The following is a 26,725-nucleotide window of genomic DNA, read 5'->3' as shown; positions in this document are numbered from 1 at the left end:
GGCTTCGCCATTATCGCCTGCGCGTCCGCGCCCCATATTTAGAAGTTAAACCCTTATTCAGCATCAAGTCTCTTTAATGCTTTTTTGTAAGCCTCATTTCTCTCGCGTTTTCCAACTGCAAGCACTGTAACTACAACTACGTCATCAAGTACCTGATATACCAGCCTATATTCCGATTGACGTAATTTTATTCTGTAAACATTATCAGCACCTAACACTTTATCAGGGGCTACGTGTGGTATTTTTAATCTCTCTGCTATTTTCTTTTTCAGTTGCTGCTGCAGAGTGCTACCTAGTTTATTCCATTCCTTTAAGGCGCTTCTCTTAAACTCTAATTTATAGGTCATCCAAATTCACCGAAACGCTTTCTTCGTCTTGCCTTTCTTTAACAAGCTGTAGTAGTTCCAGATCCTCTAAACGATCCATCATTTTTTCGTAAATCTCAGCTGGGACACAATAGAACGCAGGTTCATTCCGATTCAAAATAGCAACAGGATCGCCATATGCACTGCTTGCAACTTTCATAGGGTTCGCTTTTAGTTCAGTAATACTTGCAGCAACTTCTGCCAAAACTCTCGCCGCCATAACGGTCTCCTAAAAGGTCTTTAATTAGGTCATTTTAGGCTGTCATTGTTGATTCACCAAGCGCATAAACTCGCTCACTACGCTCGCTGGGACAAAAATACGCTGGCTCGCAGCGCTTCGCTTGGTATATTGTAGCCTAAGTATATTTGCCCGTTATGAGGGCCGTTATAGGCAATTGGTCAGAATCTACACCAACTTAAAGGGGAAAGGTCAAATATTTGGTCGATATCTGTCAACGGTAACTGGAGAGTAACTTTCGAGTTCACGGATGGTAATGCTTACATCTTAAATTACGAGGATTATCACTAATGAATATGCATAACCCACCACACCCCGGTGAATTTATTGAGTTCATTTACATGGAGCCAAATGGCATAAGTTGCAGGACACTTGCGACCCATCTTGGTGTGGCCGCTTCGCGATTATAGCCCCGTGCCTGCGCCCGTTACCTTTCAGTTATGTGTTTTTCGCTACATTCAACTTCATGCCATGTAAGGGATTCTGATGACTGCACATTTCGGTTCTTGCCTGTGTGGCACCGTAAGCTTTGAAGTAACAGGTGACTTCGATGGTCTTTACTTATGCCATTGTCAGTTTTGTCAAAAAGATACAGGCTCGGCTCATGCGGCAAACCTTTTCTCACAGTCAGCGAAACTGGCCTGGCTGTCGGGTGAAGATGCAGTGACGTCCTTTACGCTTCCAGGAACTCGTCATAACAAAAGCTTTTGTAAATTGTGTGGCTCAGCATTGCCAAGCACTCAAATCCCGGGTTTGCTCAACGTTCCCGCAGGGAGCTTGGACAGTGAAATCTCTATGGTGCCAACAGCGCACATTTTTTCATCCAGCAAAGCTGTGTGGGATGAAGGGTTAGGGGACCTTCCAAAATTTGAGGGACTGCCAGATTGAGCTACCATCACATCATAACCAGTGGCTGTTGGCGGACGCACCTGCGCTGCGCTTCGGCACGTCTCAAAGCCGAGCGTTGAACGCAATTGGTCAGAATTACTTTTTAACATTGCGATAATAATTCTTACGAGAGCCAAGCGCTATCAATTCGAGAATTACAGAACCATCTTCGTAGCTGTAACCAGGTAAAGTTAACTGCTTGCCCATCTCGAACTTATACACGCGAAGTAATGCCCAACAAATATGGCAAAATGCGTATAACAAACACATTAAATCGCTCGTATTTTAATCCGCATATTGCTGCCTCTAATTTGGGTATTAGGCTTTCAAGGGAAGCCAATGCTCTACTAGGCATTGATCATTAATCGCTGTGGTCATTGGAGTGTCACTGCGTGGTATACTAAGGAAGTACCATGGCGGCGCCCGGCAGGTTTTCATTATGTTTAAGTTTGAATCATTAATAATCATTGCCCTTCTTTTTATATCGAACGTGGCCATGGCGAACGAGGAAAAATACACTGGACTTCATACCGATATTCCAATCGGTCAGATTGCGGGTACTCAATTATCAATTAATATTGCATTTCCCACGAAAACCAGCAAAAAGGCGTCACCGGTTATTCTCTTTATTCACGGTGGCGGATTTGTTTCCGGAAGCAAAGACACAAAAAACCAACAGCTTAGAAATTTTTCTAAGCGCGGTTATGTTGCGGCTAGTGCAATGTACCGACTGGCCCCAAAACATAAATTCCCATCGCAAATTGAAGACATTCAGCTCGCAATTCGCTTTTTAAAGGCCAATGCCGTGCGCTACCATTTAGATCCGGATAAAATAATAGTGGCTGGCTCATCCGCCGGCGGTTATCTGGCAGTAATGGCTGGCGTGACCGGGAACTCAGATGCTTTTTCAGATCACGGCCTCTTTTCCTCACAAAATTCCGTGGTACGCGCCGTTATTGCTCAGTCACCGCCTATAGCAGACTTTACTCTTCCGACGTATCAAAATTCACTGGCCGTTCAACGATTAGCCGACCCAGCAACAACAGATATTCAAAAGACATTAGTGAACATGACGCCGGCGACATATCTGGACCCCAACGACCCACCGTTTTTCCTCTCACATGGCAGCAAAGACCCATTGGTACCTGTGCAAATGAGCCGTGAATTTGTAGAAGAGTTAAACAGTATTAAACATGATTACGTTTATTATGAGGTTGAGGGAGGAACCCATAGTTTAACGAAATCTGCCCCGCAAAAAGCGAAAATGGTATTTTCAGAACTTGTGAAGTTTATAGAAAAATGGTCAGGCGACATCTAACATCAGACAGGGCCGCGTTGTTGTAACAGCTCTGTATCTGCGCAACAAGGCTAGAGCTGAGCATTTTTAAGGAGACTTGATATGGACATTACTCAACATTACAAACCAAACAGAGAGAGTTTGCTTTCAATATCATCAGGCATACTCTTTGTTTATGTGGCGATATTTGTCATTAGCCACGGCGCAGCGGTTGCAGTGCCAGAATCAATGCTTTTACCAATGGCTGAGCTGTCGCCGGCTTTTGCATTTGCCAGCGTAGACCTTGTAACAGTTGGAATTCCAGTAGCTGTCAGTTTTGTAATGTTTGCATGGCTTCTGAAGCGCCTCATTAAAAACGTAAATTATTACTTGCTAGCAGCGCCCTTTGTTATGCTCATGCTCTACGGGTTAATTCAGGTTTCGGTAAACAGCGATTACTTTTTTTACGATGCATCAAAATTAATGATGAAAACGCTGCCCCTGCTGGGATGTGTTAAATTTTTAGCGAATAAAGCGTAATAAAAACTATGGCGTACGTCAGGGCACACTGAAGAGGAAATGGGTGCCTGACGCTGGCGTAATGTGCGTTACATAAAAAGGATAAACTATGTGGGAATATAAAATTATAGACTCTGCAGAAGCGAAGAAAAGTGGATTTTTTAAAGGTATTACTACTGAAAATGCGGAGGACTATTTAAACAGGCTGGGGGCAGATGGCTGGGAAGTCATTGACCTGGACTTTCAGATGGATCCCACCATCCCGGGTGGTCCGGCCCATTTTCATGGGGTGGCCAAAAGACAAAAAAGGTAGTTCGTTTTTTCATTTTTGTGCAGTTAAAACGTTTAACAGTTTCACTTTGTTGGTTGAGTCCAGTCATTTCATCATTCGATACTGACTGTTAGGGAAGATGCGGCAACAGCAACGGGCAGAGGCGCCCCATCACAGATGAGTAAGTAACAACGCGGCACCGCCTAAATAAAGCAGCATTAGCAGCAGGCTTTCTACACCTATGCGACCAGGGCCGGTGCGCTCTCGCCTTATCAGGCCCATCATCAGTATGCCAGACATCAGCAGCGTTAATGATACCCAGAACAGGGTATCGTCCGTCATAGTGTGATAAATCGACCCTTCCCTATAGGCCATATCCGAGGCCGCCATAAACAGGGTATCGTACGCATTGCCACCAATAATGCCGCCCACCGCGAGGGTTAGTGCGCCACGACGCACTGCGGCAATGGAGGTGACCAGTTCTGGAATGGAGGTACTGATAGCAGTGAGCATTATGCCCACGACGGTCTGTGTCAGCCCCGAACGCTCTGCGATCACGGTGGCCGAGGGTTCCAGTGTCCAGCCTGCCGCGCCAAGTAATACAAACAGCAGCGCAAACTCGCTCCATAAACGCAGCATAGACGGCATTTTACTGGTGTCGTCCGGTTCATCCTCACGGGTCTCGCGGGTACGTGTGGGGATCCACATGGGCGAGTTGTGTGCGCCCTGCGACAATCGGATACCGTATATATAGCCGATCAACAGCAAAGGCGTAATGGGGTGGATATGCCACAGCGTGGTGTTGGGCACCATTGGCGCCAGCATAATCAGCGCCAGTAAAGTGATCAGTAGCGCGTTCTGGATCATATTGGGTACAGACGCAGCGGCATGTTCCAGGTTGGCGCGCCGGTACACCATGTCAGCCAGCGCCAGAAAAAAGGTTTGCACGGCAATACCACCCAGTGCATTACTGACCGCCAGTTCCGCATTCCCATTCCAGGCTGCCGTCACCGACAGCACGGAGCCGCCAATCGACGTGGTTCCGCCTAGCAGCACTGCGCCGGCTGTTGCCTCGCCAATCCCGGTGCGATCTGCCAGTTGGTCAACAATGCCGGTAATGCGGGTCCCCGCAACGCCGATGGTGATGGCACAGGCAGCAAAGACCAGGATCCCATGCATGAGTGTCCAGTTTTCAGGGTTGAACAAGGCGGCTTCCTTTGTATTTTGGGCGCAACCGCGCGCGTGATGATTTTGGTTGTTATCCGCTGGTACGCGTTTTATGCCCGTACAGATTGTTCCGGCATGGCATTTCCCCGCCAGGCGCACCTCAAAACATGGCATTGGATGCGGCACTGACTGACACGTTATGTAACAGCTTACGATGGCACTTCATCGTTTATTGCTATAGGATTGAACCTTAACTCACTGGAATTGCGTGCACATTCGCTGCCCTTGTCATTACTGGATCCAGAGGCTGCAGCCTGGCGTGTTTCCGATAGAAAAAAGGACACTCTGTGAAATGAACCTGGCAAACGCTGCGCAGTCTGTTTTGTTTGTTATGCTGGGCCCTACGGGTCGTGATGAGACACAGCCGTGAGCAAACCAGACGCAGACAAGCTGGAATTTCGTCCGACCCGGGATCTTAAGGGAGCGGCGGCACTGACACTGACCAATATGCGAACGTATTATGATGCCTACCAGGTCAGCTGGGATGAAGCGCAGATAGCGGCTATGACCGCGGCGCTGTATAACCTGGATATCCTGTTAGATAACCGGCCCGTCGGTGTACTAAGGTTATCACTGGACGACGGTACCTGCTGGATCCGTGATTTACAGGTCATTGCCAAATGGCAAAACCACGGGATAGGCGCAAGGGCGCTGAAGGAAGCACAACGCTACGCGCAGGCAGCGAACGTCCATATACTGAGCCTGAAAGTGTTTAAGATCAGCCCGGCCGTGTCACTGTATCTGCGACACGGTTTTCGTGTGGTTGAGGAAGATGACCGGTTTTATTATATGCAGCGGGATCTACGCGCATAGCGCGGCGTGATCCGGCTTGTTAACAGTATAAAAGGGGGAACTTGTGGTCAACGAAGTGCTGGATTTCTGGTTCAGTGAGTTAAGCCCCAAACAGTGGTGGCAAAAAGACACCAAACTGGATGCGACTATCGCACAGCGGTTTGGTGATGTGCACCGTCAGGCAGTGGCGTGCGAGCTGGACACATGGCGTAGCAGCGCCACAGGGAGTCTGGCCGAAATCATTGTGCTTGATCAGTTCTCCCGCAATATCTTCCGTGATACGCCGGCGGCCTTTGCAGCCGACTCCCTTGCGCTGGCCCTGGCACAGGCTGCCATTGAAAAGGATTTTGATACGGCGCTGCCTGACAACCAGCGGGCCTTTCTTTACATGCCTTTTATGCACAGTGAGTCACGTCTCATCCACCAGCGTGCCGTAACGCTGTTTACGTCCCTGGGCAACAGCAATAACCTCGACTTTGAATACAGGCACAAGGCGATTATTGACCAGTTTGGCCGCTACCCGCATCGCAACGCGATTCTTGGCCGGGCATCAACGCCTGACGAACTGACGTTTCTGCAGCAGCCAGGTTCTGGGTTTTAGGGTGGTCAGACACAGGAGTGCTGTATAGTCTGACACGGGCATTGTCGTTATTTATTTGTGGGCAGAATTCGCCGTTGGTATATTGACCTGAACAAAACAGGTTAAAAGGAGGTTTTATGCTCTCAAAGGATGTCATCACGCATAGCGTAAACACACACCTGAAAACCAGTGTGCTGCTGGCTATGACCCCCATAAGCTTTTTTCTGATCATTGCATTGTGGTCGGGTGAGACGCAGATGTTGTGGGTACTGGCACTTAGCAGCCCAATTATCGCCCTTGGTGCCTGCGCGCACCTGCTGCGACGGGTGCTTACCGATATTCACGCCAGCCCGGCACCGGAAAGCGAACGACCCGCGGGCCCGCTATGAAAGATGAATCGCTACCGCTTAATATTCGCATTGTTCTTGGTCTGGCCGGGCTGCCTTCGCTGCTGCTGGGTGTCATGCTGGTCATTACTGTTGTGCAAAGCGGACTCAGTGATATAGGCGCGTTTGAAGTACTTTACGCGGTCGCCGGCGTTGTGGCCATGTACATCGCTATTACCGGCAGGCGGCTATTTTGATTTTGTCAGTCTGGCGGTGAGGACAATGTCACCGCTGTCGCTGAAAACCCTCAACCATAAAGGTCACGGCACGGTGACCGGGAGCCAACCATGATCGATTTCGACAACAAAAGTGTGTTTAAGCTAAAACAAAATGCTGACTACGCTGAAAAAGTCACCGCGCTGCTGATTGAAGGTGAAGAAATTATCGATGCCTTTAAGTCGATGCGCGATGGCGTAGTATTTACCAATAAGCGGATCATTGCGGTGAATGTGCAGGGCCTGACCGGCAGTAAAAAAGATTTCACGTCGCTGCCATATAAAAACGTGGATGTGTTCTCGGTTGAAACGTCCGGCACTTTCGACCTGGACTCCGAACTTGAGATTTACTTTTCATCGCTGGGGCGTGTGCGTTTTGAGTTTTCCGGTAAGAACGCGCTGACAGAGATAGCCCAGATGATTGCGAAACATTCGCTTGCCTGATTACCGTCTTTGAGTGAAGCGTTTAATGTGAAGGCGCTGGATGTCAATGGCTGTTAAGCGGCAGGTATGGCCGTTTAAGATCGCAATGCCAGAGCAAAAAAAGGGGCACAACAGTGCCCCAAAAGGTGGTCCAGGGTATAGACCGGGTTAAAAGGTCAGCTGTATGCCCGCTTTATAGAACCGCCCAAGCGGATCATAGTTGCTGGGAAAGGTGTTACCTGAATTGGAGCTGGTGTCACCTATATCGTTACCCAATACCGGCGGCTCCTTATCAAACAGGTTGTCCACGCCCAGTGTGAAACGCAGGTTGTCGTTCATCTGGTAGGCGGCATACAGGTCGAAGTAATCGTAACTGTCGATGGTTCGGAATTCCTCGAACCGGCGACTGGCTTCTACAGGCTCAACGTCCACTGAGTTTATGTGGCGCCACAGTAGCGACACCGTAAACGCGTCATAAGTCCAGGTGGTACGCTGGATCCAGCGCAGGTCGGAAATGGGATCGCAGGTTGTACCGTAAAAGCCCCGGCAGTCAGTGACAGGCACAATATCCGAGCTCTGCGACTCCTGCGTGAGGTATTTGTTGATGGTGGCATTGAACTCAAAATTGCCCAGGCCGTCCGTATCGAAGTTAAAGTTCACTCCCACCTCAATCCCCTCTGCCTGCAGATACTTAAGGTTAGTGGTAAAGAGCCTTACTCCCGCTGCGTCACCGGTCAGGTCGCCCCCGACCCGGACGATTTTGGCACACTCCGCCGTATTCCCGTTCTGATAGCAGGCATCCAGAATTTCCTGAGCCGAGAACTGCCCGATAATGTCTTCAATTTCGATGTTGTAATAATCGACTGACAGCAAGAAGTTATTGGCCCAGTCAAAAGTGGGTGTCCACACAATGCCGGCGGTGGTGGTATCGGCCTGTTCCGGGCCCGGTGGTGTGGTGGGCGAGCTACCGGCGAACGTATTAATCTGTCCGGAAATGATATCAGGCACCACGCCGACCTGTTCGGCACGCATGCCCGTGGACACACACAACGCGCGCAGACTGTCACTGATGTTACCGGCATTCGCTACTGAGCAGGGATCAACCGTGGCATTATCCAGTCCCGAGGTCACCGGCGAGAACAACTCGCCAACATTCGGCGCCCGGTTGGCGCGCTGCTGCATGACGCGGATCAGGACAGGCTCGACCGGACGCCAGTTAAAACCCAGCTTCCAGGAATCGGTCGTCCCTACAGTGTCATAGTCCGACGAGCGGAAACCAAACTCCACATCCATGGTTTCGGCAAAATCATAACCGTCGAATATGGGCAGTACCCCTTCAAAGAAGAACTCATCCACTTTATAGCCACCGTCGATAGGCAGAATGTTACCACCCGCGCCACCAAGACAACTGGTAGGCGCCAGCTTCAGGCACTCATCCGGTGACAGCGAGCCATTTTCTGTACGGTGCTCATAGCCCACACTTAACGATAAAGGCCAGGTGGCAGTAGGCAAACTGATCATCTCAATTGGTCCGTCCAAAATCACCTGCATGATTTCCTGATTGTATTTTTGTTGCTGCAAGGCAACGGCACTTGAGTAAGCCGCGGCAGCATCGGTGATGGTGCCAAAGCCGCCAAACAGATCGATGGGCACACACGCCCCACCCACCGCACAGTTAATGCCATCGCGGGTATCCAGCGCGTTTTGCAGATTTTCAACATTGGTGTACCCGGCGCGTTCGGTGGTGCGATTCGCTTCACCGTACTGGTAGGAAATGTCGTAATTCCAGTCGCCGATTAACTGACCACGGAAACCTGCCAGCATCTGCCAGATTTGCGAATCATAGCGTTCCGACCGGGTTCCCAGCTCCAGCGTGCGACGACGCAATCTCACCTCAAGGGTATCTTCGGTATCGACCACGCCGTTGCCATTGACATCGTTCCAGCTTTCACCATTTAGCAGCACACCGGAGGCGACGGCAGCGTTGGCACCGTCTAAGATAAAATTAAGCGCCTGGTCGCCAATCAGCGGATTGTAGAGCGGCAATGTAAACTGGGTGCCAAACGTGCCCGACGGTGCCACCTGCTGCTCTACACTGGTATTGGTAAAATTAAAGCTGGTGTAGGCCTCGGCATGATCGTTAATGGTGTAGTGCGCCATAACAGTGGCGGTATACCGCTCGGCCGGAGTCTGGTAGTAGTTAAACGGGTTAAAGTTAAACAGGCTACAGTTTGGGCCCAGCGTACCGTCTTCGCGGAACTGCCCTTCCACGCCAGCACCGATTAACTCGAATCGGGTGGGCATGGCGGTGGTTGAACCGGAACCATTAATATCGACAACATTAGGACCGCCACAGCCCGCCTCCGGGAGCTGGGCGTCTTCACCGGCGCGGTATTCCGCCAGACCGGCCCCGGTGTTCGAGTTAATACCAAACTGTCCCAGCGGCCGGTCGCCCAGCAGCACGGGCTTACGCTCCATCCAGGACACCGACGCAACCGCATTGCCGCGACCATCTTCAAAGTTGCCGCCCACGGTAAAAGCAATATTACTCTGGTCACCGTCGCTTTCACCGCTTTGCTGGTGGTTCAGATCCAGTTGTGCCCCGTTGAAGTCGTCTTTCAGAATGACATTCACCGCACCCGAAATGGCATCGGAACCATACACCGCTGAGGCACCGCCGGTGATGACGTCGATACGCTCAATCAGTGAGGTTGGAATGGTTGAGGTATCGACCTGACCGTTAAAGTTAAACGGCACCATGCGCCTGCCGTTTAGCAGCACCAGGTTGCGCTGTGCGCCAAGGCCGCGCAAATCGATAGTAGCAGCCCCTGCGGTACCGTTATTTACATTCCCGCCGTCAGCCGGGATGGTGGATGGCAGTGAACGAATAACGCGTTCAAACTCAGGTTGCTGTAAATAGCCGATATCTTCTTCACCGATGGAGAAAATAGGGCTGGTAGATTCAACACCGGGTGAACGAACACGGCTACCGGTAATGGCAATGATCTCGACCGAGGCTTCGCTGTCTTCATTGTCAGTGTTTTGCTGGGCAAGGACTGCAGAGCTGATGATGGAAGAAGCTGTTGCAGCGCTACAGAGAATAGCAAACCGAATTGACCGGGCCAGTCTGGAACGAGTGTACATAGTAGTCTCCCCTTTCGTCACAGACTGCTTAACCGGACGAATGTTATTATGGTTGTAAGTAATGGCGCGGCGTTGCCACGCCTCTCTTAAGCTAGAATCGGGTGTGGTCCTGTACTAGCGGTTTTACATCAACGGGGAGAACGGGGTGATAAGTAGGGTGAATGTGAGGGTAAAAGGTCTGGCGCACTTGCCGTGCTTGCAGAACCTGCATAGGCTTAAGGAAGATGCCAATACATAAACGGCGAAATGGGTGGGGTAAACGGAGGTTATGACGTGACGACTGGGGTATTTGAAGGGGTGACACTGCTTCAGAATGCTGCAATACGGATGTTCGGAGCCGGACATAATTTGCGCTCTGGCTATATTTACCGCCATAATTTGCGCCTTGTTTTAAGGTAGCTGTACTCATGCTGACGTCACTTCGCCGACATTTTCCTTCCCGCTTATTTGTGCTGTCTTCTGCACTCTTCTGGCTACTGATGAATACGCTGGCCGCCGATAACAGTTTCCGGGTTGGTACCGAGTATGGCCGGGATTTGATCTGGCATGAGGTCTGGCTGCGTTACCTGCCCTGGTGGGGCAACTGGATCATCCTGACCCCGCTCACCATTGCGGCAATTCGTGCGATTGATCTTGATCCCAGACAGCCCTGGCAATTTGCCGGTAAGAATCTGTTATTGATGGCGGCACTAATGTCACTGTACTGGGGGCTGACAGTTATCGAGGTCCTGTTGCTGTACAGTGAAACCGGAGTGACGCTGGCGGCGATCAAGGAGTTCGTGGCTGAATTGCAGCGCAGCCCCATGCACCTTGATTTACTGATTTACCTGGCAGTAGCCAGTATTGGCTTTAGCGTCACTTACTACACCCGCAGTAAACAGGAAACTGTGCGTAACGCCAGGCTTAGCAGTCAGTTGCTGGAGGTAGAGCTGCAGTCGCTGAAGTCACAGCTAAGCCCGCACTTTCTGTTTAACACCCTTAACACCATCTCAGGCCTTGTGCGTCTGGAGCACAAAGCCGATGCGGTAAACGCGCTTAGCGAGCTTTCAAAAATGTTTCGTACGGTGCTGGAAAACCAGAAAAATCAGCTCACCAGTCTGCGCGAGGAAATGGCCTTTATTCACAGCTACCTGGCGATCCAGAAAATTCGCTTTGAAGACAAGCTGGATATCGACATCCACACCGATGAGGCCGCGCTGGATAGTGACGTCCCCTTCATGCTGTTACATACTCTGGTGGAGAATGCTGTGCAACACGGCTCGCAGCTTGAAAGCAATCATAACTTACTGAAATTGCGCATTGCTGCTCACCCTGAGCAGCTGGAGATTGAGCTGACCAATCAGGCCTGTCAGCGTGCGGGCCACAAGGGCTTTGGCATCGGTCTGGACGTCAGTCGCAAGCGTCTGCGCCATTTGTACCATCGTGACGACTTACTGACCTGTAAGGAAACCCCTGACGGGCTGTATGTCACGCACCTTACTATTCCTACGGGAGACGGCCATGCATAACGTACTGGTTGCAGATGATGAGCGCATTGCCCGCAAAATTGTCACCAACTTACTGGCGTCGCAGTCAGATATCGGCCCCATTTTAGAAGCTAAAGATGGCAACGAAGCCCTGGCGCTGGCGCAGCAACACCAGCCTGATATCGTCTTTCTCGATATACAGATGCCCGGGCAGACCGGCGTACAACTGGCAGATAAACTCCCTTATCACTGTGCGCTGGTCTTTGTGACCGCGTATGATGAGTATGCGGTGGAGGCCTTTGAATTGTGCGCGGTGGACTACCTGCTCAAACCCTTTGATGATGCACGCTTTTTTGCCGCGCTGGATAAAGCCCGCCATCATCTGGATAACAGTGCTGGTTTTGACCGGGATAAGATGGCGCAGTTTTTTGCGTATATTCAAACTGAGCAGCAAAGCCAGCACAGAAGCCGCCTGGTGATCAAAGAGCCGGGGCGCATCCGGTTGCTCAATGTTGAGGATATCAATTACATTGCCGGGGCGGGAAACTATGTGGAGCTGCATCTGCTCGATGGCACACAGGTGCTGCATCGAGAAACCCTGACGCGTCTTGAAAGCCAGCTTGATCCCTCTGAATTTGTGCGCATCCACCGCTCTACCATTGTCCGCCAAAGCAGCATAAAAGAGCTGAGGCCCGGTAGCAAAGGCGACTACGAAATCACGCTGTCAGGTGGCGATAAGGTAACGCTGTCACGACGCAACAGAAACCGTTTGTCTGCTTATTTGGACTAACCGGCCTGTTCCAGGTCGGTGAGCGTTGGCATTATGCGCTGACGGCCCCATCAATTTGCGACGACAGGATGTTCACCACCGTTCGGTCTGCGCAGATGTGGGCCCGGAGCTGTTGCCACAGCGCTTTTGATGGTATCTGTCTGCATGCCGGGCTGTTTGCTGTATAGTATCGGGCTTATCTGTTTAGCAGTGGGAGCTGCACACCATGAATATTTGGGTTGATGCCGATGCCTGTCCGGTGGCAATAAAACAAACGCTGTTTCGTGCCGCCGATCGCACCGCAACCAGGGTGACTCTGGTAGCCAATCAGTACCTGCAAATCCCTCCTTCAAAATATATTTCACGGCTACAGGTGCCAAAAGGCTTTGATGTGGCTGACAACGAAATTGTCCGCCGCTGCGAACCAGGCGATCTGGTCATCACCGGTGATATTCCGCTGGCAGACGAGGTTATCACTAAAGGCTGCACCGCGCTGAATCCACGTGGCGAAGTGCTGACCAAAGAAAATATAAAGTCACGGCTTAACATGCGCGACTTTATGGACACGCTGCGCAGCAGCGGGATCCAGACCGGCGGACCGGCTGCACTGAGCAGCAGCGAAAAACAAGCCTTTGGCAATGCACTGGATTCCTGGCTGGCGGCGAATCGCAACGCATAGCAGGCAAACGTTGCGATCCTGCGCTACTTTTAGAGGGTCACTACCGGTGTCATCCGTTTAAAGGAGTCACATTATGCAACGTCACGGCCTTACGATTGGAATTGAGCGCACAGACGAGCAGTTCTTTTTGACCATGAAGGCCACAGGGAAACTGACTCATGAGGACTATGCCGCTATCACTCCGCTGATTGACGGTGCACTGGCCGAAGTGAAAGGGCCAAAAGTGCGTATCTTCATTGATGCCACAGAATTTGAGGGATGGGAGCCACGGGCCGCCTGGGACGACTTTAAGCTGGGCCTCAAACATGGGCGGGAATTCGAAAAGGTTGCCATATACGGCACCAGGTACTGGCAGGAATTGGTGGCCAGGATAGGCAACTGGTTTATTTCTGGTGAAGCCCGTTACTTTGAAGATATTAAAACCGCAATGAGCTGGCTCAATGATTAGGAGCAATCACAGATGATGGAAAATCCACGAATGAAAAAATGGCGTTTTGTGTTATTGACCGGGGTGCTTGGCTGGGGGCTGCCGACCGCGATACTGTTTAAGCTGATTATAACACTGACCGGGAATGAAGCGTTTACCGACGGTCTTGGCCTGGCGCTGGTTATATTCCCTGCTATGGGCGTGTTTTTTGGCCTTATTATGTGGCGGGCCAGACTTCGGCACAGCCAGTAAGGTCTCGCCAGTGCTTACGCTTTCGCAACTGCAGACTCTGCTTGGCTGGTGCCTGGTAATTCACCTGGTAATGCTTACCGTGACAGCGGTTCTGGTTGTCGCCGTAAGGCCGCTACTTCTGCGTATCCATGCCTCACTGACCGGCCTGACAGAGACCCAGATCCTGCCGATGTATTTTCGTTTTATTGCGTATTACAAAATGCTGGTAGTGGTTTTCTTTCTGGTCCCGTATATTGGATTACTCATGATGACCTGATAGCAGGTTCTACACTATAGTGACAAGTGACAGGGAAAGTACCATGCAGATTACTAACAGCTTTGATGTAAAACTAAATCCCACAGATACATACGCAACAGGCCTTGAGGGTAACCAGCTTGGCCGTATGACACTGGATAAAACCTTTCACGGCGCGCTGGATGCGAGCAGTCAGGGTGAAATGTTAAGCGTGATGACCGGCGTGCAGGGCGCTGCAGGGTATGTGGCTATTGAACAGGTAAACGGGTCGCTTGCAGGTAAAAAGGGCACGTTTGTGCTGCAACATTTTGGCATTATGCAGGATGGCGAAGACTACCTGAAGCTGGAGGTGGTGCCCGGTTCAGGTACCGGTGAACTGACAGGGTTAACCGGTACCATGAATATCGAAATAAAAGGGGGTCAGCACTATTATACCTTCGACTACGAGCTGGCGGACCACTGAGTTTTACACCGCTCTTCTGACTATGCCTCGACAGTAAATGTTAAGCCAGCCTTGTGTTTAAGACGTTCGATGAGCGCCTCGCCAAACGCGGCGGCTGGCGTGTAGAACCCGCCTTCAATGCTCACATCCTGGCACAGGCACAATGCGCATTCAGACAGCATTTTACTGGTAGACCCATAACCAGGATCCTTGTCGCCTCTGACTGACAGCGACAGCATATTGCCGTTTTCGGCCTTGCCGGTGAACAGCAGATCGTACATGCCATTTTCACGCTCTTCGCGGCTGGGGCCTTCGCCGGGCTTAGGCGCATCGTCGCCTTCCATCGACTTGTCTTCAGCCACATGCCGGGCCATGGCTTCGCCTTTTTCGCCCGGCCCGGTCATCATCATTTCATCGTATTCAAAGGTATCGCCATAGCGATAATGCATCAGATAATTGCTGCGGTGAATATTCTTGGTATTTATGGTTGCCATGATAAACGGCGCCACCCAGGTGCCCAGCTCATCATCGTGGTAAGGTTTGCTGCCATCAGGCTGCGGGTGGGCATGGTCAGTGTCAGCCAGTGAGAAAGGATTGCCCAGAATTTTCATCACTGACTTGTCTTTTTTCGCCGCTTCCATGGTTGCCTGCAGGCTGGCAGCCGTGCCGCCCGAGAACCGGCCTTTCATCTGACGTACACGCCCTTTTACGTGAGGTATCACGGCGCCGGTTTGATTCACCGCGTGCTGTTGCAGCGCGAAGACGCCTAAATCAAAGGGCACTGAGTCGAAGCCACAGGAAAACACAATGGCGGCACCGGACGCTTTGGCTTTGTCCTCATACTTTTCAATCATATCGTGCATCCAGGCTGGCTCACCACAGAGATCCACATAGCCGGTTCCATTTTCTGCACATGCCGCCAGTAACTTTTCGCCATAGTTCTGGTAGGGCCCAACCGTGGTAATGATAACGCTGGCTTTTCTGGCAAGTGTGGTCAGTGCCTGCTCATCGTCACTGTCAGCAACCAGTAACGGCACCGATGCGCCCAGTTCATCCCGCACATTTTCGAGCTTTTGCCTGTTGCGTCCGGCCAGCGCGAAGGCGACATCCGGGTTACTTGCGTATGCCTGCTGAAAATATTCGGCGACTAACTGGCCGGTAAAGCCGGTTGCACCAAAAATTACGACGTCAAATTCTCTGTCTTGTGTCATGCATGTCTCCTGTCTGAGTCTGACTAAAGCCTACACCCGGGCGCGTAGTAACAACTATTTATTTGTCGAATAAACGGGTATTGACGGGGATTAAGATCACACTGCTTCCCTGTAAAATGGTGAAAGTCGCGTTTTACTGACAAACCTGCTAGCGTAATTGAAAAGAATAAAAATCACTTATCCGCCAGGATAGGGAAGAATAAGGACAATTATGCGCTACGTGGCTTTTGCATTTTTTTGCGTGTGCCTGACCGGCTTTTATTATCTGCTGACGATGGCACCGATGGAATACACAACCGTTGATGAGCTTGCCGGTTTACTGAATGTCAGCGTAGATGATGACAGTACCAAACTGGCCCGGGATGTGCTGATGATAGCGCTTGCCGGTCTGATCCCCGCTTTCCTTGCACAAAGCTATGAACCCCGCGGCAAATGGTTTTGTCTGGCCGTGACTATCGCCGGCACGGTTTTTCTTCACGGCAATACCGGTATTGCGTTCTGGGATCCGGTGGGATTTGAACGCTTTATCAATACCTACCTGTACGGCGATAACCCCTCTGGTGTTACCCTGGCTGTCGCGCTGGTCTTGTCGCCGGTTATCTGGCTAAGTATTTTTACCTTCGCCAAACCGTCCCGCCGTGAACGCATGTGGATGCACCCTGACTAACCTCATACGCGCAACCGTACAGTGAACAACGTGCAGTGCCCATGATGGATGCTCCTGAACGTGTGCGTGTCCTGATTTGAGGCTGAAGATGTGGGTGTCCTGGTTTGAGGATGTTGATGAGGTAATGCATAGACAACCGAAGCCCGCACAGATACACTTTGCAGCATGATGATTACCCGCTCGCTATTAACTGTCTTTGCCGGTGTGCTGCTTGTTGGCGCGCTGATTGCCGTTACGGTAATGTGGATCGAAGCCAAAAAAGAAGTGATGTATTTATGCGGAAATTTCAGTCCGGGAGTGACTAAGAAAAGCGTTTTCAGGCAGCTCGATACCGCAAACCTGCTTACCTACGACACCCGCTTTACCGCCAATGGCAGTACCACTATTGCGCGCAGCCCGCTGCACTTAGATGGTCTTCACTGCCGTATCTACTTCACAAAAGATGAACGGGTTGCCCACGCGCAGATGATGCTGAAATAAGCTGCGCCATGCTGGTGCAGGTTTTACATTGCATCAACACAGCATTCACTGTCCGGCAAAAACTCGTAAAGCGATGCGTACCTTTGACTGCTTTTTACGCTGCATCAAATGGCCTGCCGGCCTGTCAACATTTTCTGACAAACGTATAATTATCCTGTTTTCCTTCAACAGGTTATTTCCCTTATGCCCATTGCAAAACACAGTGTGTTTGAAGACATGTTTGCCCTGGTTTGCGCCGGTTTGTTTGTCGCATTCGGCGTACACCTGTTTCAGTCTCAGGATCTGATGGTCGGTGGTGCGGCAGGTCTGGCGCTGCTTGGTACCCATGCGCTGCCCGTTAGCTTTGGCACTATTTTCTTTCTTATCAATATTCCGTTCTACGCGCTGGCGTGGACCCAAATCAGCAAGCGCTTCACATTTAATACCTTTATCTCGGTTACCACGGTATCGGTTCTCACAGAGCAGGTGCACCGTGTTGTGGATATCAGTCATATCAATCCGTTTTTTGCGGCCGTATTTGGCGGCATTCTTATTGGTATGGGGATGCTGATTATGTTCCGCCACTCCTCGAGTCTGGGTGGACTGGGGATCCTGGCTTTCTTCCTTCAGGGCCGCTACAACATTCGTGCTGGCTATTTTCAGCTTGGCGTCGACTGTATTATTTTGCTTAGCTCACTGTATTTCATTGCCTGGCCGCTGGTTGCTATTTCAATTCTGGCAGCGTTCTGCCTGAACATGGTGATCACCTTAAACCACCGTCCGGAGCGCTACGCCCCGCCGAAAAAAACCGCGCCACGTCAGCAAAGTGAATTACAGGCTAACGCCACAATGCACCCGCAAAATAGCTGACGTGGTGATGCTAACCCAGCACCACGTCCAGCCCCATCATTAGTACAAAGCCGCCGAGCAGTGTGAAGGTTGCCAGGTTCTGGTGACCGCCCTGATGGGTTTCAGGAATGATTTCATCACTAATAATAAACAGCATAGCTCCCGCGGCGAACGCCAGAGCCCAGGGCATTAAGGTTGCAGCGGTCGACACCGCAATAGCGCCCACCAGACCACCAACCGGCTCTACCATACCGGATAACACACCAATGCCCGCACTTTTTGCCGCCGAATAGCCTACGGATAGCAATGCCACCGCGACCGCCAGACCTTCGGGGATATTCTGAAGCCCAATCCCCAGGGCCAGGGTCACGCCATTTTTTACCTCGCCACCGGCAAAGCCGACGCCGACAGCCAGTCCCTCAGGAAAGTTGTGAAGGGTTATCGCAATAACAAACAGCCAGATCCGGCCCAGCTTAATGTCTGTGGCGCCATCCCGGCCACTTTGGAAATGTTCATGCGGTGCATGCTGGTGAATGAAAAACAGCGTCCCGGCGCCCAGCAGCACCCCAAGACCGACCACCAGCGCACTGGTGAGCGCGTCCCCCTGAGCGCCGCCGGCATGCTCCAGCGCGGGTAACAGCAGCGAAAAGAAGGTTGCGGCCAGCATTATGCCTGCAGCCAGACTCAAGAGGCCATCTTCCAGACGGCGTGAAAGTGTACGTATGGCAAATACGCCACAGCTGCCCAATGCCGTTCCCATACTGGCACAGAAGCTGGCAACGACGCCCATGGAAATGATATCTGATGGATTCATACAGCCTGATCAATAATGTGTTGTAGGCCTTTATACCACGCTTTTGCCGCAAACGGTCACGTGCTAGTCATGCCGCACGATACGCGGCACCCGCGCTGATACCCGGGTCATCAGCTCATAGCCAATACTACCCGCCCAGGCTGCTACTTCATCGATAGGAATATGCGCGCCCCACAATTCAACCCGGTCGCCCATTTTTACACCGGCAATGTCGGTCACATCAATGGTGATCATGTCCATGGAAACCCGACCGACCAGCGCTGCACGCTGACCCTTAATCATAACGGGGGTGCCATTCGGACAATGGCGCGGGTACCCGTCGGCATAGCCAATACCGACCGTTGCAATAATGCTGTCACGGGTGGCTGTCCACATTTGTCCGTATCCCACCGCCTCGCCCTGTGGGACTGCATGCAGCGCCATCACACTGGACCGCAGTGTCATGGCAGGGCGCAGCGCGCCCGCGCCTTCAGGCAGGGGCGGACCGCTGCCAAACAGCGCCACGCCCAGCCGGTTCCAGTCACCGCGACTTTGTGGCCAGGCGATGGTTGCCGGTGAGTTGGCAATGCTTACCGGTAACCCGGCGTCCTCACTGACTTTTCTGAAAGCCTGCAGCTGGCGCTGCGTAAAGTCTGACTGCAAATCATCGGCACTGGCAAGGTGCGTCACCAGCACCGACTCATCGCTTATAATATGCCGGTAGCGGTTGAGTACCCGGGGGGTATCCTCTAATGAAAAGCCAAGGCGGTGCATGCCACTGTCTACTTTGATCCAGATAGCCGGGCGGTCTGCGTCGGTACAATCGCTGGCCCATTGCAGTTGCTGTTCGCTGTGCATAACCATTACGCAGTCATTTTGCCTGGCCAGATAACATTCTTTAGGCTGATGGGGCCCTTCAAGCACCACTATTGGCGCGGTAATACCCGCCTCGCGTAGCGCAATCGCCTCTTCAATAATGGCCACGGCAAAGCGTACGGCCTGGTCACGCAGCAATCGCGCTACGGTGACTGCACCATGTCCGTAGGCATCTGCTTTGATCACGGCCATGGGCTTACTTTGCGGCGCGAGCGCCTGCAAAACCGAAAAATTTTCAGTAATTGCATTGGCATGAATAATGGCTTGTGTCTGTCTGCTCACGGCGCTGACAATTCCTCAGTCTGGGGCTAACGCATGGTTTTTGCGCCTGCGTTACCAATGGCATGACGCACAGGTGTAAATCGCATTAAGACAGCAGTTTAGCATGACCCGTGCGGCTTCGAATTACCCTATACAAAAATCCTGCAATCCTCTAAGGTGAAAGCCATTCTGTCAATAGTTGTTACTGTTTCAAAAAGCATTATGAGCACACAATCAGACGCCGCACTACTGGCCTCACTGGCCAGCCTGATATCCGAAGGGCGCAATCCCGACACCATGGATATCGACACCCTGCCAACCGAAGCCATTCTCGCCCGCATTAATCATGAGGATGCGAAAGTGGCGCCGGCTGTAGCGTCGCTGGTGCCTGCCATAGCGGATGTGGTTGATGCTACCGTGCCGCGTATTCAGCGAGGTGGGCGGCTAATCTATGTCGGCGCCGGTACCAGTGGCCGGCTGGGCATACTGGATGCCGTGGAGTGCCGCCCTACATTTAGTGTGCCGGATACACTGGTGGTGGGGGTGATTGCCGGCGGTGAGCAAGCACTCACTCATGCTGTCGAAGGTGCCGAAGATGACAGTGATCAGGGCGAGCAGGATATGCTGTCACTGAATATTCAGTCTGACGATGTCATCATCGGACTGTCTGCCAGCGGCCGTACTCCCTATGTCAGTGGCGCACTGGCCTGTGCCCGGCGCAATAACTGCTTTACGGCTGCCATTGCGTGCAGCCCCGATGCTGCTATTTTTGCCCATGCAGATGTGCCTCTGTGTGCAGTGGTGGGCCCGGAATGTCTGACGGGCTCGACCCGTATGAAGTCAGGCACGGCACAGAAGCTGATATTAAATATGCTCAGTACCGCTTTGATGATCCGGCTGGGTAAGACCTACCAGAACCTGATGGTGGACGTGAATGCCAGTAACGCCAAACTCAAGGCGCGGGCCGTACGCATTGTGATGCAGGCAACAGACTGTGATGCTGAAGCCGCCAGAGAAGTGCTGGCGGCGGCCGGGAATGAGACAAAAGTGGCCATACTCATGCAGCTGACCGGCTGTGATGCCGCCGCTGCCCGCACGCGCCTGACCAGGCACCAGGGCTTTTTACGTAAGGCGGCGCAATGATGCGGTACCTTATAGTAATTCTGCTTAGCCTGATATGCCTGCCAGCTGCTGCTATCAGTGTGGGCGCTGCTAAGACCGACCAGTATCTCCCGCTGCTGAAAGGTAAGCGGGTGTCGCTGGTCGTCAACCATACGGCCCGCGTAAACGACAAACACCTGCTGGACGTATTGCGTGAGCACGAGGTGAATGTGGTCAGCGTGATGTCGCCTGAGCACGGTTTTCGCGGTCAGGCAGCGGCGGGCGAAAAGGTAGCGGATGGCACTGACAGCAAGACTGGTCTACCCGTGCATTCCTTGTACGGCAGCACCAAAAAGCCGACCAAAGCCATGCTTGAAAATGTCGATGTGCTGGTCTTTGATATGCAGGATGTCGGTACCCGTTTCTACACCTACCTGAGCACCCTGCACTATGTGCTGGAGGCCGCAGCCGAGCAAAATATCAGCGTGGTAGTACTGGACAGGCCTAATCCGCATATAGGGATCGTCGATGGCCCGGTGCTGGCTCCCGCATTTCAGTCTTTTGTGGGGATGCACCCTATTCCCGTGATGCATGGCATGACCCTGGGCGAGCTGGCACGGATGATAAAGGGCGAAAGCTGGATCAATGCGTCACAGGCCTTGCGCTTACATGTGATCCCTGTCGACGGTTACAGCCGCAGTACGCCCTATACACTGCCAATACCACCAAGCCCTAATCTGCCCAATATGCTGGCCATCTCACTGTATCCAACGCTGTGCTTTTTTGAAGGCACGGCGGTCAGTGTGGGGCGCGGCACCGCAACGCCTTTTCAGCTTATTGGTCATGATCAGGTGATGCTGGGCGATACGCCTGTCACTATCGCCGGCAACGAGGCGGCGCCCTCGCCAAAACTTAACGGTAAAACGTTACAGGCACAGCGCTTTACCGCGCCGCGCAGTAACAGGATTGACCTGGCGCTGCTGATTGCCGCTTACCAGCGTTTCAACGACACTGACGTACCGTTTTTCACCCGCCCGGCGTTCTTCGACAAGTTAGCCGGTACATCGGCGTTGCGCGAAGCCATTGAGGCGGGAGCAACGCCGAGTGAAATTCGTCAGCAATGGCAGCAACCGCTGGCCGCATTTCGTGCCAGACGCGCGCCTTACCTGCTGTATCCGAAAGGTCAGGCTCATGACGAACACTGAGCAGGCGTTTAAGGCTTTTCATCGTGCGCTTTGCCAGTGTTTACCCGCCGGGCAGATTATCGATGATTTGCCACGGCGCACCGCGCTGGCCTGCGATGCAAGTTTTTATGCGCTGACACCGCGCCTGGTTGTGTATATACACAGCCCGCAGGCCATGCAGTCGCTGCTTCGTCTGGCCACCGAACACGGTATCGCTGTGACGTTTCGTGCCGCTGGCACCAGCCTTTCCGGTCAGGCCGTCAGCGATTCGGTGCTGGTTATGCTGACGCGCGACTGGCAAGACGCCCATATTCTCGATCAGGGCAAAAAAATTCGCCTGGCGCCCGGTGTTATTGGCGCCAAAGCCAACACCCTGCTGGCGCCCTATGGGCGGAAAATTGGTCCGGATCCCGCCTCGATTAATGCCTGCAAAATCGGGGGCATCGCGGCGAACAATGCATCCGGCATGTGCTGCGGTGTGAAAAACAACAGTTATCATACGCTGGCAGGTATGACGCTGATGCTTAGCGATGGCACCGTACTCGACACGCTGAACCCCCACAGCGTGGCCGCTTTCAGGCAAAGCCATGCGACGTTGCTGGCAACACTGACCGAACTGGCCACAACTATCGCAACGACGCCGGGACTCAGTGACGCCATTGCCCATCAGTTTCGTTTAAAAAACACAATGGGTTACGGACTGAATGCGCTGGTTGATTTCAGCGACCCAATAGACATGTTGAGCCACCTGATGATCGGCTCAGAAGGCACCTTAGGGTTTATTGTCGATATCACCTACCACACCATTGAAATCCCTGTGCTGCGCGCTACGGGTTTGTATCTGTTCCCGGACATTGACGCGGCCTGTGCGCTGATACCGGTGTTGCGCGACTATCAGGCCGATGCGGTAGAATTGATGGATACCCGAGCGCTGCGCGCAGTACAACCGCTTCTCCGTGATTTTTACACGCAGCAGATTAACGAGGGAGAGGTTGCCTTGCTCATCGATCTTGGTGGTGATGATTCGGCGCAGCTTACCCACAGGCTAACGCAGATAGATGCAGCATTTGCTGACTGCCCGGTCTCACAGCAGCCGGTCGCCATGTGTGCATTTACCGACGATGCGGCTAGGATCAATGCGCTCTGGGATATCCGCAAAGGCTTGTTTCCGGCCGTTGGTGCGGTGCGCGACACTGGCACCACGGTGATCATTGAAGATGTTGCGTTTGACTTGTCTGTGCTGGCTGACGGTTTACGCGCACTGACCGATTTGTTTTCTCGCTTTGGCTACGACGACGCCATCATCTTTGGGCACGCGCTGGATGGAAACGTGCATTTTGTGTTTAGTCAGGGTGTCAGCGACAGTGAGCTTAAGCGTTACGATGCCTTTATGCAGGCCGTGGTCGAAACGGTGGCCGGTCAGTTTAGCGGCAGCCTGAAGGCAGAACACGGGACCGGGCGAAATATGGCGCCGTTTCTTGCTCAGCAGTGGGGAGCAGATGGCGTGGCTGTGATGCAGTCGCTGAAAACCTTACTTGACCCGACTGGGATCCTGAACCCCGGCGTGATCCTTAATCACGATCCACAGGCACATGTAAGGCATGTAAAACACCTGCCAGCCATAGATGACATTGTGGATACCTGCATTGAGTGCGGATTCTGTGAACCCGCCTGCCCGTCGTTGCACCACACGCTTTCGCCGCGTCAGCGTATTGCACTGGCACGTCGGGCCGCGTCATTATCAGAGGCCGCACAGCAGCAAATCAGCCAGGCCACTGGGGCGTTGTCAGTCGATTCCTGTGCCGCGACCGGCATGTGCGCAACCCGCTGCCCGGTAGGCATTAACACCGGTGAGTGGATCCTGCAGTTACGTGAGCGGGAGTCGTCTTCTGCGCTTTCATGGCAGGCCAGGCACTTTTCCCGGTCAACCGGGATACAGCGACTGGGGCTTCGGGCCACGCATCAGGTGTCGCGGCTGGTGGGTAAACAGGCTGTGGCCTCACTCAGCGGTTCTGTGAACCGCCTGACGAAAGGTCGGTTTCCGTATATCATTCCCACTTTACCGGCGCCGGCACCGTTACCGGCAGCGATATCGTCATCGCAGCCCGATGTACTTTACATTCCTGCCTGCCCTAACCGATTATTCGGCAGTGAGGTAAGTAAGCCTTCACTTTCAGAAATATTTTTAAAGTTGTGTAAAAAAGCCGGGCTCCACGTCCGCATCCCAGATGGGTATGACAATACCTGCTGTGGGCAGCCGTTTAGCAGCAATGGGCGGCAACATGCAGCGCATCATGTTCAGCAAGCGCTGAAATCTGCACTGACAGACAGTAGCCCATCCCCTGACTTCCCCGTGGTATTTGACGCCAGCACCTGTGCGCTCACTGCGAAGCAGATCCCAGAAATCAATGCCACTGAAATGAGTGAATACTTACTTCGATACGTTGTTCCTAAGCTTAGAATTACGCCTGTGCAGGAAACCGTTATGTTGCATGTCAGTTGTTCCAGCACGCATCTGGATCATGGCGCCGCGCTGCGTACTCTCACCGCGTTGTGTGCAGCGAAGGTCTGTGAACCTGACGATATTGCCTGTTGCGGATTTGCCGGTGATAAAGGGTTGTTCAGGCCGGCACTGAATGCCAGTGCGCTGGCAACGTTGCGGGGTCAGATCCCTGACACCTGCCGTCGTGGCGTCTCCAATTCCCGAACCTGTGAACTGGGACTATCTCACCACGGCGGCATTCCCTATGCGCATGTAGCGTATTTACTCGATGAAGTCAGCGCGCCGGGGCAAGCGGTACCGTAACCGGTAATGTCCCCTGTGCAGCCTGATTACCAAGCAGCACCTCAGTCAGGCTGTCGAACATCACACTGCGCGCGCGCTGCCCTGTTACGCCAACATTGTAGAAATAACTGGCCAGTGTCTGACTGGCAAAGGGGGCCATCTCTGTCACTATGTAAGGCGCACGCATAGCGACAAACACTACATTTTTATGGTTGCTCTGTGCGGTCTTCATTACCGCTTTAAGCCATGCGTGCTGACTTGAAAGCGTGGCACGGGGAACCTGCGGATCCAGCCCTCCGGTTTCGTAGATGGCATGCTGAGGGGTAATATCGCCGACGATTATCGCGTCGGCAGCCGCGACGGCCTTTTGTGTTACTTCTGATGGTGGCAGCGAGAAGTAAGACAAACACCTGGACGTTATATTTTTGGCAGTCGCTGCCGCCCGGGCAGCCACACAATGAGCCTGGTCTGGCATAACAAACAACCACTGGGCTTGCTGGCTCAGCGTGACAGCAGAAGAAGGCGTAATACGAGTGATAGCCTGGCGCGAAAGGTCACGGTCAAGCGCCAGATTCGACGGCTGAGGCAGCGTGTTTTTGGCACTTGCAAGCCGCGCAGTCAGCGACGTGTTGATGAATGCACCGACACTAAAAGCCGTTTTGGTTTCCCGAATTCGTGCCAGCGATGCCTCAAGCCTTGCTTTGCCGTTTTGCTGTTGTTGTGTCAGCTTTTCAACACTGGCAAGAAGCTCACCAAACCCTGTAATGTCATCCGGCACGCGCAGCGGCAGCGGCATCAGTGCCACATCAACACCTGCAGCAAATGCCGTCGCGAGCGCCTGCTGAGGCGAAAAGAACGTCGTGATCCCTGCCATGTCCATGGCGTCTGACACAATCAGGCCTTTAAACTTTAGCTGGTCGCGCAACAGGTCGGTGAGTATGCGTGAGGACATGGTGGCCGGCACAATCGTTTCTTTGCCCGACTGGCTGACGACGGTATCACTGTCCAGTGCCGGGTACTGTATGTGCGCGGTCATCACCATGGCCGGTGCGGCATCCCGGATCACACGCTTAAATGGCAGCAGATCCTGTTTATCAATGGTAGCACGGTCATGCGTGACCCGTGGTAAGTGACTGTGGCTGTCTGTATGGGTGTCACCATGACCGGGAAAATGCTTCACTGCGCTTATTACACCCTGTTGTTGCATGGCCCTGACTGCCGCCTCTCCCAGCGCCGCCACCATTGCCGGTTGCTCGCCATAGCTGCGCACATTGATAACCGGGTTATCAGAATTGCTGTTTACATCCAGTGACGGCGCAAAGTTAACATTAATCCCAAGCCGCTTAAGGGTTGATGCCATCCCTTTCGCCACGTCTTTGGCAAAGCGGGTGCCAGATTTTGCATACGTTGCGCCGATAGCCATATTCCCGGAAAACCGCACCGCCATGTCTTCTGGCAGCCGTGCCACTCTGCCGCCTTCCTGGTCGATGGCAATAAACAGAGGCGGCAGGCCGGCTTTTCGCATGATCGACTGCAGCTCATAGTTCAGCGTGATGAGCTGGGTGCTGCTCTCAATATTTTCGGCAAACAAAATCACCCCGCCTACCGCATACTCTGTCAGCAGGTCGGTGATCACCTGGCGGTTTTGTGCGGTAATGTGAGTAAACGGTGTTCGACAGGCGTCAGCCGGTGTGCCATCGACGCAGAAATAGCGTAAATCGATGATGGTTTTCTGCCCCAGTTTCTGCACCGGAGACAGCGTGGTGGCCTCGGTGAATAATGAAAAAACGCACACTGCCAGCAAACAAAAATAACGCATGAGGGGCCACTTAATAACGTAATAGGAAATGCATGCAGGTAAGTCTATCGCCACAACCGAACTCAGCCAAGCAGCATATCGACAGGGTTGCATGACGCTGCGACAATGACAGGCGTACTGGCTTTT

General features: G+C 52.6%; 31 protein-coding genes and 2 pseudogenes. 24 read left to right on the top strand and 9 right to left on the bottom strand.

Annotation, left to right across the window (positions count from 1 at the left end; all coding sequences use genetic code 11):
* Window positions 1-53: 53 nt before the first annotated feature.
* Entirely contained in the window at window positions 54-347 is a 294-nt protein-coding gene (locus tag IE054_RS05395; RefSeq protein WP_189404122.1) for a type II toxin-antitoxin system RelE family toxin, read from the bottom strand.
* Window positions 337-585 (bottom strand): type II toxin-antitoxin system Phd/YefM family antitoxin, encoded by a 249-nt coding sequence (locus tag IE054_RS05390; RefSeq protein ID WP_189404120.1) that lies wholly within the window; start codon window positions 583-585, stop codon window positions 337-339. The genes IE054_RS05395 and IE054_RS05390 overlap by 11 nt, the downstream gene beginning before the upstream one ends.
* Before the next feature lie 177 nt (window positions 586-762).
* On the opposite strand from IE054_RS05390, the pseudogene IE054_RS05385 reads away from it, so the two are divergent.
* From IE054_RS05385 to IE054_RS05380, 3 genes and pseudogenes are all read left to right on the top strand, one after another.
* Window positions 763-894, top strand: a pseudogene (locus tag IE054_RS05385) (type II toxin-antitoxin system RelE/ParE family toxin); the annotation flags it as partial.
* Window positions 894-1,010 (top strand): annotated as a pseudogene (locus IE054_RS17830) (helix-turn-helix transcriptional regulator); the annotation flags it as partial. The pseudogenes IE054_RS05385 and IE054_RS17830, both read left to right, overlap by 1 nt.
* 79 nt (window positions 1,011-1,089) lie before the next feature.
* Window positions 1,090-1,491 carry a GFA family protein gene (locus IE054_RS05380; protein ID WP_189404118.1) on the top strand — a complete coding sequence of 134 codons (402 nt, stop codon included), beginning with the start codon at window positions 1,090-1,092 and terminating at the stop codon, window positions 1,489-1,491.
* Window positions 1,492-1,587: 96 nt separating this feature from the next.
* On the opposite strand, the gene IE054_RS17895 is transcribed toward IE054_RS05380, so the two are convergent.
* Window positions 1,588-1,761, bottom strand: coding sequence for a type II toxin-antitoxin system RelE/ParE family toxin (locus tag IE054_RS17895; RefSeq protein WP_189404116.1), 174 nt, complete (start codon window positions 1,759-1,761; stop codon window positions 1,588-1,590).
* 169 nt (window positions 1,762-1,930) lie between these two features.
* Between IE054_RS17895 and IE054_RS05370 the strand changes: the two genes are divergently transcribed.
* The 3 genes from IE054_RS05370 to IE054_RS05360 all read left to right on the top strand — a co-directional run bounded on the left by IE054_RS05370 (window position 1,931) and on the right by IE054_RS05360 (window position 3,599).
* Entirely contained in the window at window positions 1,931-2,809 is an 879-nt protein-coding gene (locus IE054_RS05370; RefSeq protein ID WP_189404114.1) for an alpha/beta hydrolase, read from the top strand.
* A gap of 81 nt (window positions 2,810-2,890) precedes the next feature.
* Window positions 2,891-3,307, top strand: coding sequence for a hypothetical protein (locus IE054_RS05365; RefSeq protein ID WP_189404112.1), 417 nt, complete (start codon window positions 2,891-2,893; stop codon window positions 3,305-3,307).
* Between the two features lie 88 nt (window positions 3,308-3,395).
* Window positions 3,396-3,599 carry a DUF4177 domain-containing protein gene (locus IE054_RS05360; RefSeq protein ID WP_189404110.1) on the top strand — a complete coding sequence of 68 codons (204 nt, stop codon included), beginning with the start codon at window positions 3,396-3,398 and terminating at the stop codon, window positions 3,597-3,599.
* 129 nt (window positions 3,600-3,728) lie between these two features.
* Here IE054_RS05360 and IE054_RS05355 read toward each other — a convergent pair whose 3' ends face one another.
* Complete coding sequence (locus tag IE054_RS05355; protein ID WP_229805013.1) at window positions 3,729-4,763, bottom strand: sodium:calcium antiporter; 1,035 nt, start codon at window positions 4,761-4,763, stop codon at window positions 3,729-3,731.
* Between the two features lie 387 nt (window positions 4,764-5,150).
* On the opposite strand from IE054_RS05355, the gene IE054_RS05350 reads away from it, so the two are divergent.
* From IE054_RS05350 to IE054_RS05330, 5 genes are all read left to right on the top strand, one after another.
* Window positions 5,151-5,597, top strand: coding sequence for a GNAT family N-acetyltransferase (locus IE054_RS05350; protein ID WP_229805012.1), 447 nt, complete (start codon window positions 5,151-5,153; stop codon window positions 5,595-5,597).
* Window positions 5,598-5,640: 43 nt separating this feature from the next.
* Window positions 5,641-6,177 carry a DUF924 family protein gene (locus tag IE054_RS05345; RefSeq protein ID WP_189404108.1) on the top strand — a complete coding sequence of 179 codons (537 nt, stop codon included), beginning with the start codon at window positions 5,641-5,643 and terminating at the stop codon, window positions 6,175-6,177.
* Window positions 6,178-6,293: 116 nt separating this feature from the next.
* On the top strand, window positions 6,294-6,545 hold the full coding sequence (locus IE054_RS05340; RefSeq protein WP_189404106.1) for a hypothetical protein: 252 nt from the start codon (window positions 6,294-6,296) through the stop codon (window positions 6,543-6,545).
* Window positions 6,542-6,739, top strand: a complete 198-nt coding sequence (locus IE054_RS05335) for a hypothetical protein (protein ID WP_189404104.1) — start codon at window positions 6,542-6,544, stop codon at window positions 6,737-6,739. Before IE054_RS05340 ends, IE054_RS05335 begins: the two co-directional genes overlap by 4 nt.
* Before the next feature lie 90 nt (window positions 6,740-6,829).
* Window positions 6,830-7,201: a PH domain-containing protein gene (locus tag IE054_RS05330; protein WP_189404103.1), complete on the top strand. Its 372-nt coding sequence runs from the start codon at window positions 6,830-6,832 to the stop codon at window positions 7,199-7,201.
* 147 nt (window positions 7,202-7,348) lie between these two features.
* Here the strand turns inward: IE054_RS05330 and IE054_RS05325 are convergent, their stop codons facing one another.
* On the bottom strand, window positions 7,349-10,324 hold the full coding sequence (locus IE054_RS05325) for a TonB-dependent receptor domain-containing protein (RefSeq protein ID WP_189404102.1): 2,976 nt from the start codon (window positions 10,322-10,324) through the stop codon (window positions 7,349-7,351).
* Window positions 10,325-10,731: 407 nt separating this feature from the next.
* Here IE054_RS05325 and IE054_RS05320 point away from each other — a divergent pair, with 407 nt between their 5' ends.
* The 7 genes from IE054_RS05320 (at window position 10,732) to IE054_RS05290 (ending at window position 14,615) form a co-directional block, all read left to right on the top strand.
* Entirely contained in the window at window positions 10,732-11,832 is a 1,101-nt protein-coding gene (locus tag IE054_RS05320) for a sensor histidine kinase (RefSeq protein WP_229805011.1), read from the top strand.
* Window positions 11,825-12,580 (top strand): LytR/AlgR family response regulator transcription factor, encoded by a 756-nt coding sequence (locus IE054_RS05315; RefSeq protein ID WP_189404101.1) that lies wholly within the window; start codon window positions 11,825-11,827, stop codon window positions 12,578-12,580. Before IE054_RS05320 ends, IE054_RS05315 begins: the two co-directional genes overlap by 8 nt.
* A gap of 205 nt (window positions 12,581-12,785) precedes the next feature.
* Window positions 12,786-13,238, top strand: coding sequence for a YaiI/YqxD family protein (locus IE054_RS05310; RefSeq protein WP_189404100.1), 453 nt, complete (start codon window positions 12,786-12,788; stop codon window positions 13,236-13,238).
* A gap of 73 nt (window positions 13,239-13,311) precedes the next feature.
* A complete protein-coding gene (locus tag IE054_RS05305; RefSeq protein ID WP_189404099.1) occupies window positions 13,312-13,686 on the top strand; it encodes a SpoIIAA family protein in 375 nt (124 codons plus the stop codon).
* Window positions 13,687-13,716: 30 nt separating this feature from the next.
* Complete coding sequence (locus IE054_RS05300; protein WP_189404098.1) at window positions 13,717-13,917, top strand: hypothetical protein; 201 nt, start codon at window positions 13,717-13,719, stop codon at window positions 13,915-13,917.
* A gap of 10 nt (window positions 13,918-13,927) precedes the next feature.
* The gene (locus IE054_RS05295; RefSeq protein ID WP_189404097.1) at window positions 13,928-14,173 is read left to right on the top strand and encodes a DUF6868 family protein; all 246 of its coding nucleotides are present in this window, start codon (window positions 13,928-13,930) and stop codon (window positions 14,171-14,173) included.
* A gap of 43 nt (window positions 14,174-14,216) precedes the next feature.
* A complete protein-coding gene (locus tag IE054_RS05290; RefSeq protein ID WP_189404095.1) occupies window positions 14,217-14,615 on the top strand; it encodes a DUF3224 domain-containing protein in 399 nt (132 codons plus the stop codon).
* Window positions 14,616-14,635: 20 nt separating this feature from the next.
* Here the strand turns inward: IE054_RS05290 and IE054_RS05285 are convergent, their stop codons facing one another.
* Complete coding sequence (locus IE054_RS05285) at window positions 14,636-15,805, bottom strand: saccharopine dehydrogenase family protein (protein ID WP_189404093.1); 1,170 nt, start codon at window positions 15,803-15,805, stop codon at window positions 14,636-14,638.
* Window positions 15,806-16,016: 211 nt separating this feature from the next.
* Here IE054_RS05285 and IE054_RS05280 point away from each other — a divergent pair, with 211 nt between their 5' ends.
* The 3 genes from IE054_RS05280 to IE054_RS05270 all read left to right on the top strand — a co-directional run bounded on the left by IE054_RS05280 (window position 16,017) and on the right by IE054_RS05270 (window position 17,801).
* On the top strand, window positions 16,017-16,472 hold the full coding sequence (locus IE054_RS05280) for a hypothetical protein (protein WP_189404091.1): 456 nt from the start codon (window positions 16,017-16,019) through the stop codon (window positions 16,470-16,472).
* Window positions 16,473-16,637: 165 nt separating this feature from the next.
* Window positions 16,638-16,952: a hypothetical protein gene (locus IE054_RS05275; RefSeq protein ID WP_189404776.1), complete on the top strand. Its 315-nt coding sequence runs from the start codon at window positions 16,638-16,640 to the stop codon at window positions 16,950-16,952.
* A gap of 183 nt (window positions 16,953-17,135) precedes the next feature.
* Window positions 17,136-17,801 carry a YitT family protein gene (locus tag IE054_RS05270; protein WP_189404089.1) on the top strand — a complete coding sequence of 222 codons (666 nt, stop codon included), beginning with the start codon at window positions 17,136-17,138 and terminating at the stop codon, window positions 17,799-17,801.
* A 10-nt stretch (window positions 17,802-17,811) separates the two neighbouring features.
* Here IE054_RS05270 and IE054_RS05265 read toward each other — a convergent pair whose 3' ends face one another.
* A complete protein-coding gene (locus tag IE054_RS05265) occupies window positions 17,812-18,594 on the bottom strand; it encodes a ZIP family metal transporter (RefSeq protein ID WP_189404087.1) in 783 nt (260 codons plus the stop codon).
* A gap of 63 nt (window positions 18,595-18,657) precedes the next feature.
* Window positions 18,658-19,731 (bottom strand): alanine racemase, encoded by a 1,074-nt coding sequence (alr, locus tag IE054_RS05260; RefSeq protein ID WP_189404085.1) that lies wholly within the window; start codon window positions 19,729-19,731, stop codon window positions 18,658-18,660.
* Between the two features lie 201 nt (window positions 19,732-19,932).
* On the opposite strand from alr, the gene murQ reads away from it, so the two are divergent.
* Genes murQ through IE054_RS05245 form a run of 3 tightly spaced genes read left to right on the top strand, consistent with a single transcriptional unit; the run spans window position 19,933 to window position 24,801 of the window.
* A complete protein-coding gene (murQ, locus tag IE054_RS05255; protein WP_189404083.1) occupies window positions 19,933-20,853 on the top strand; it encodes an N-acetylmuramic acid 6-phosphate etherase in 921 nt (306 codons plus the stop codon).
* Entirely contained in the window at window positions 20,850-22,016 is a 1,167-nt protein-coding gene (locus IE054_RS05250; protein WP_189404081.1) for an exo-beta-N-acetylmuramidase NamZ family protein, read from the top strand. Before murQ ends, IE054_RS05250 begins: the two co-directional genes overlap by 4 nt.
* On the top strand, window positions 22,003-24,801 hold the full coding sequence (locus tag IE054_RS05245) for an FAD-binding and (Fe-S)-binding domain-containing protein (protein WP_189404079.1): 2,799 nt from the start codon (window positions 22,003-22,005) through the stop codon (window positions 24,799-24,801). Before IE054_RS05250 ends, IE054_RS05245 begins: the two co-directional genes overlap by 14 nt.
* On the opposite strand, the gene IE054_RS05240 is transcribed toward IE054_RS05245, so the two are convergent.
* Window positions 24,773-26,599, bottom strand: a complete 1,827-nt coding sequence (locus IE054_RS05240) for a glycoside hydrolase family 3 protein (RefSeq protein ID WP_189404077.1) — start codon at window positions 26,597-26,599, stop codon at window positions 24,773-24,775. The two genes, IE054_RS05245 and IE054_RS05240, sit on opposite strands and share 29 nt — an antisense overlap.
* Window positions 26,600-26,725 lie beyond the last annotated feature (126 nt).

The organism is Alteromonas halophila, assembly GCF_014651815.1.
GTDB classification, from domain to species: domain Bacteria; phylum Pseudomonadota; class Gammaproteobacteria; order Enterobacterales; family Alteromonadaceae; genus Alteromonas; species Alteromonas halophila.
This window is presented reverse-complemented; position numbering and strand designations above follow the sequence as displayed.

Coding starts and splice junctions, on each gene's coding strand:
- IE054_RS05390 (WP_189404120.1), bottom strand. CDS start 585: ATGGCGGCGAGAGTTTTGGCAGAAGTTGCTGCAAGTATTACTGAACTA.
- IE054_RS05290 (WP_189404095.1), top strand. CDS start 14,217: ATGCAGATTACTAACAGCTTTGATGTAAAACTAAATCCCACAGATACA.
- IE054_RS05365 (WP_189404112.1), top strand. CDS start 2,891: ATGGACATTACTCAACATTACAAACCAAACAGAGAGAGTTTGCTTTCA.
- IE054_RS05340 (WP_189404106.1), top strand. CDS start 6,294: ATGCTCTCAAAGGATGTCATCACGCATAGCGTAAACACACACCTGAAA.
- IE054_RS05335 (WP_189404104.1), top strand. CDS start 6,542: ATGAAAGATGAATCGCTACCGCTTAATATTCGCATTGTTCTTGGTCTG.
- IE054_RS05275 (WP_189404776.1), top strand. CDS start 16,638: ATGATGATTACCCGCTCGCTATTAACTGTCTTTGCCGGTGTGCTGCTT.
- IE054_RS05250 (WP_189404081.1), top strand. CDS start 20,850: ATGATGCGGTACCTTATAGTAATTCTGCTTAGCCTGATATGCCTGCCA.
- IE054_RS05315 (WP_189404101.1), top strand. CDS start 11,825: ATGCATAACGTACTGGTTGCAGATGATGAGCGCATTGCCCGCAAAATT.
- IE054_RS05310 (WP_189404100.1), top strand. CDS start 12,786: ATGAATATTTGGGTTGATGCCGATGCCTGTCCGGTGGCAATAAAACAA.
- IE054_RS05380 (WP_189404118.1), top strand. CDS start 1,090: ATGACTGCACATTTCGGTTCTTGCCTGTGTGGCACCGTAAGCTTTGAA.
- IE054_RS05280 (WP_189404091.1), top strand. CDS start 16,017: ATGCGCTACGTGGCTTTTGCATTTTTTTGCGTGTGCCTGACCGGCTTT.
- IE054_RS17895 (WP_189404116.1), bottom strand. CDS start 1,761: ATGTGTTTGTTATACGCATTTTGCCATATTTGTTGGGCATTACTTCGC.
- IE054_RS05325 (WP_189404102.1), bottom strand. CDS start 10,324: ATGTACACTCGTTCCAGACTGGCCCGGTCAATTCGGTTTGCTATTCTC.
- IE054_RS05285 (WP_189404093.1), bottom strand. CDS start 15,805: ATGACACAAGACAGAGAATTTGACGTCGTAATTTTTGGTGCAACCGGC.
- IE054_RS05300 (WP_189404098.1), top strand. CDS start 13,717: ATGAAAAAATGGCGTTTTGTGTTATTGACCGGGGTGCTTGGCTGGGGG.
- IE054_RS05305 (WP_189404099.1), top strand. CDS start 13,312: ATGCAACGTCACGGCCTTACGATTGGAATTGAGCGCACAGACGAGCAG.
- murQ (WP_189404083.1), top strand. CDS start 19,933: ATGAGCACACAATCAGACGCCGCACTACTGGCCTCACTGGCCAGCCTG.
- IE054_RS05360 (WP_189404110.1), top strand. CDS start 3,396: ATGTGGGAATATAAAATTATAGACTCTGCAGAAGCGAAGAAAAGTGGA.
- IE054_RS05395 (WP_189404122.1), bottom strand. CDS start 347: ATGACCTATAAATTAGAGTTTAAGAGAAGCGCCTTAAAGGAATGGAAT.
- IE054_RS05370 (WP_189404114.1), top strand. CDS start 1,931: ATGTTTAAGTTTGAATCATTAATAATCATTGCCCTTCTTTTTATATCG.
- IE054_RS05240 (WP_189404077.1), bottom strand. CDS start 26,599: ATGCGTTATTTTTGTTTGCTGGCAGTGTGCGTTTTTTCATTATTCACC.
- IE054_RS05330 (WP_189404103.1), top strand. CDS start 6,830: ATGATCGATTTCGACAACAAAAGTGTGTTTAAGCTAAAACAAAATGCT.
- IE054_RS05265 (WP_189404087.1), bottom strand. CDS start 18,594: ATGAATCCATCAGATATCATTTCCATGGGCGTCGTTGCCAGCTTCTGT.
- IE054_RS05320 (WP_229805011.1), top strand. CDS start 10,732: ATGCTGACGTCACTTCGCCGACATTTTCCTTCCCGCTTATTTGTGCTG.
- IE054_RS05245 (WP_189404079.1), top strand. CDS start 22,003: ATGACGAACACTGAGCAGGCGTTTAAGGCTTTTCATCGTGCGCTTTGC.
- IE054_RS05270 (WP_189404089.1), top strand. CDS start 17,136: ATGCCCATTGCAAAACACAGTGTGTTTGAAGACATGTTTGCCCTGGTT.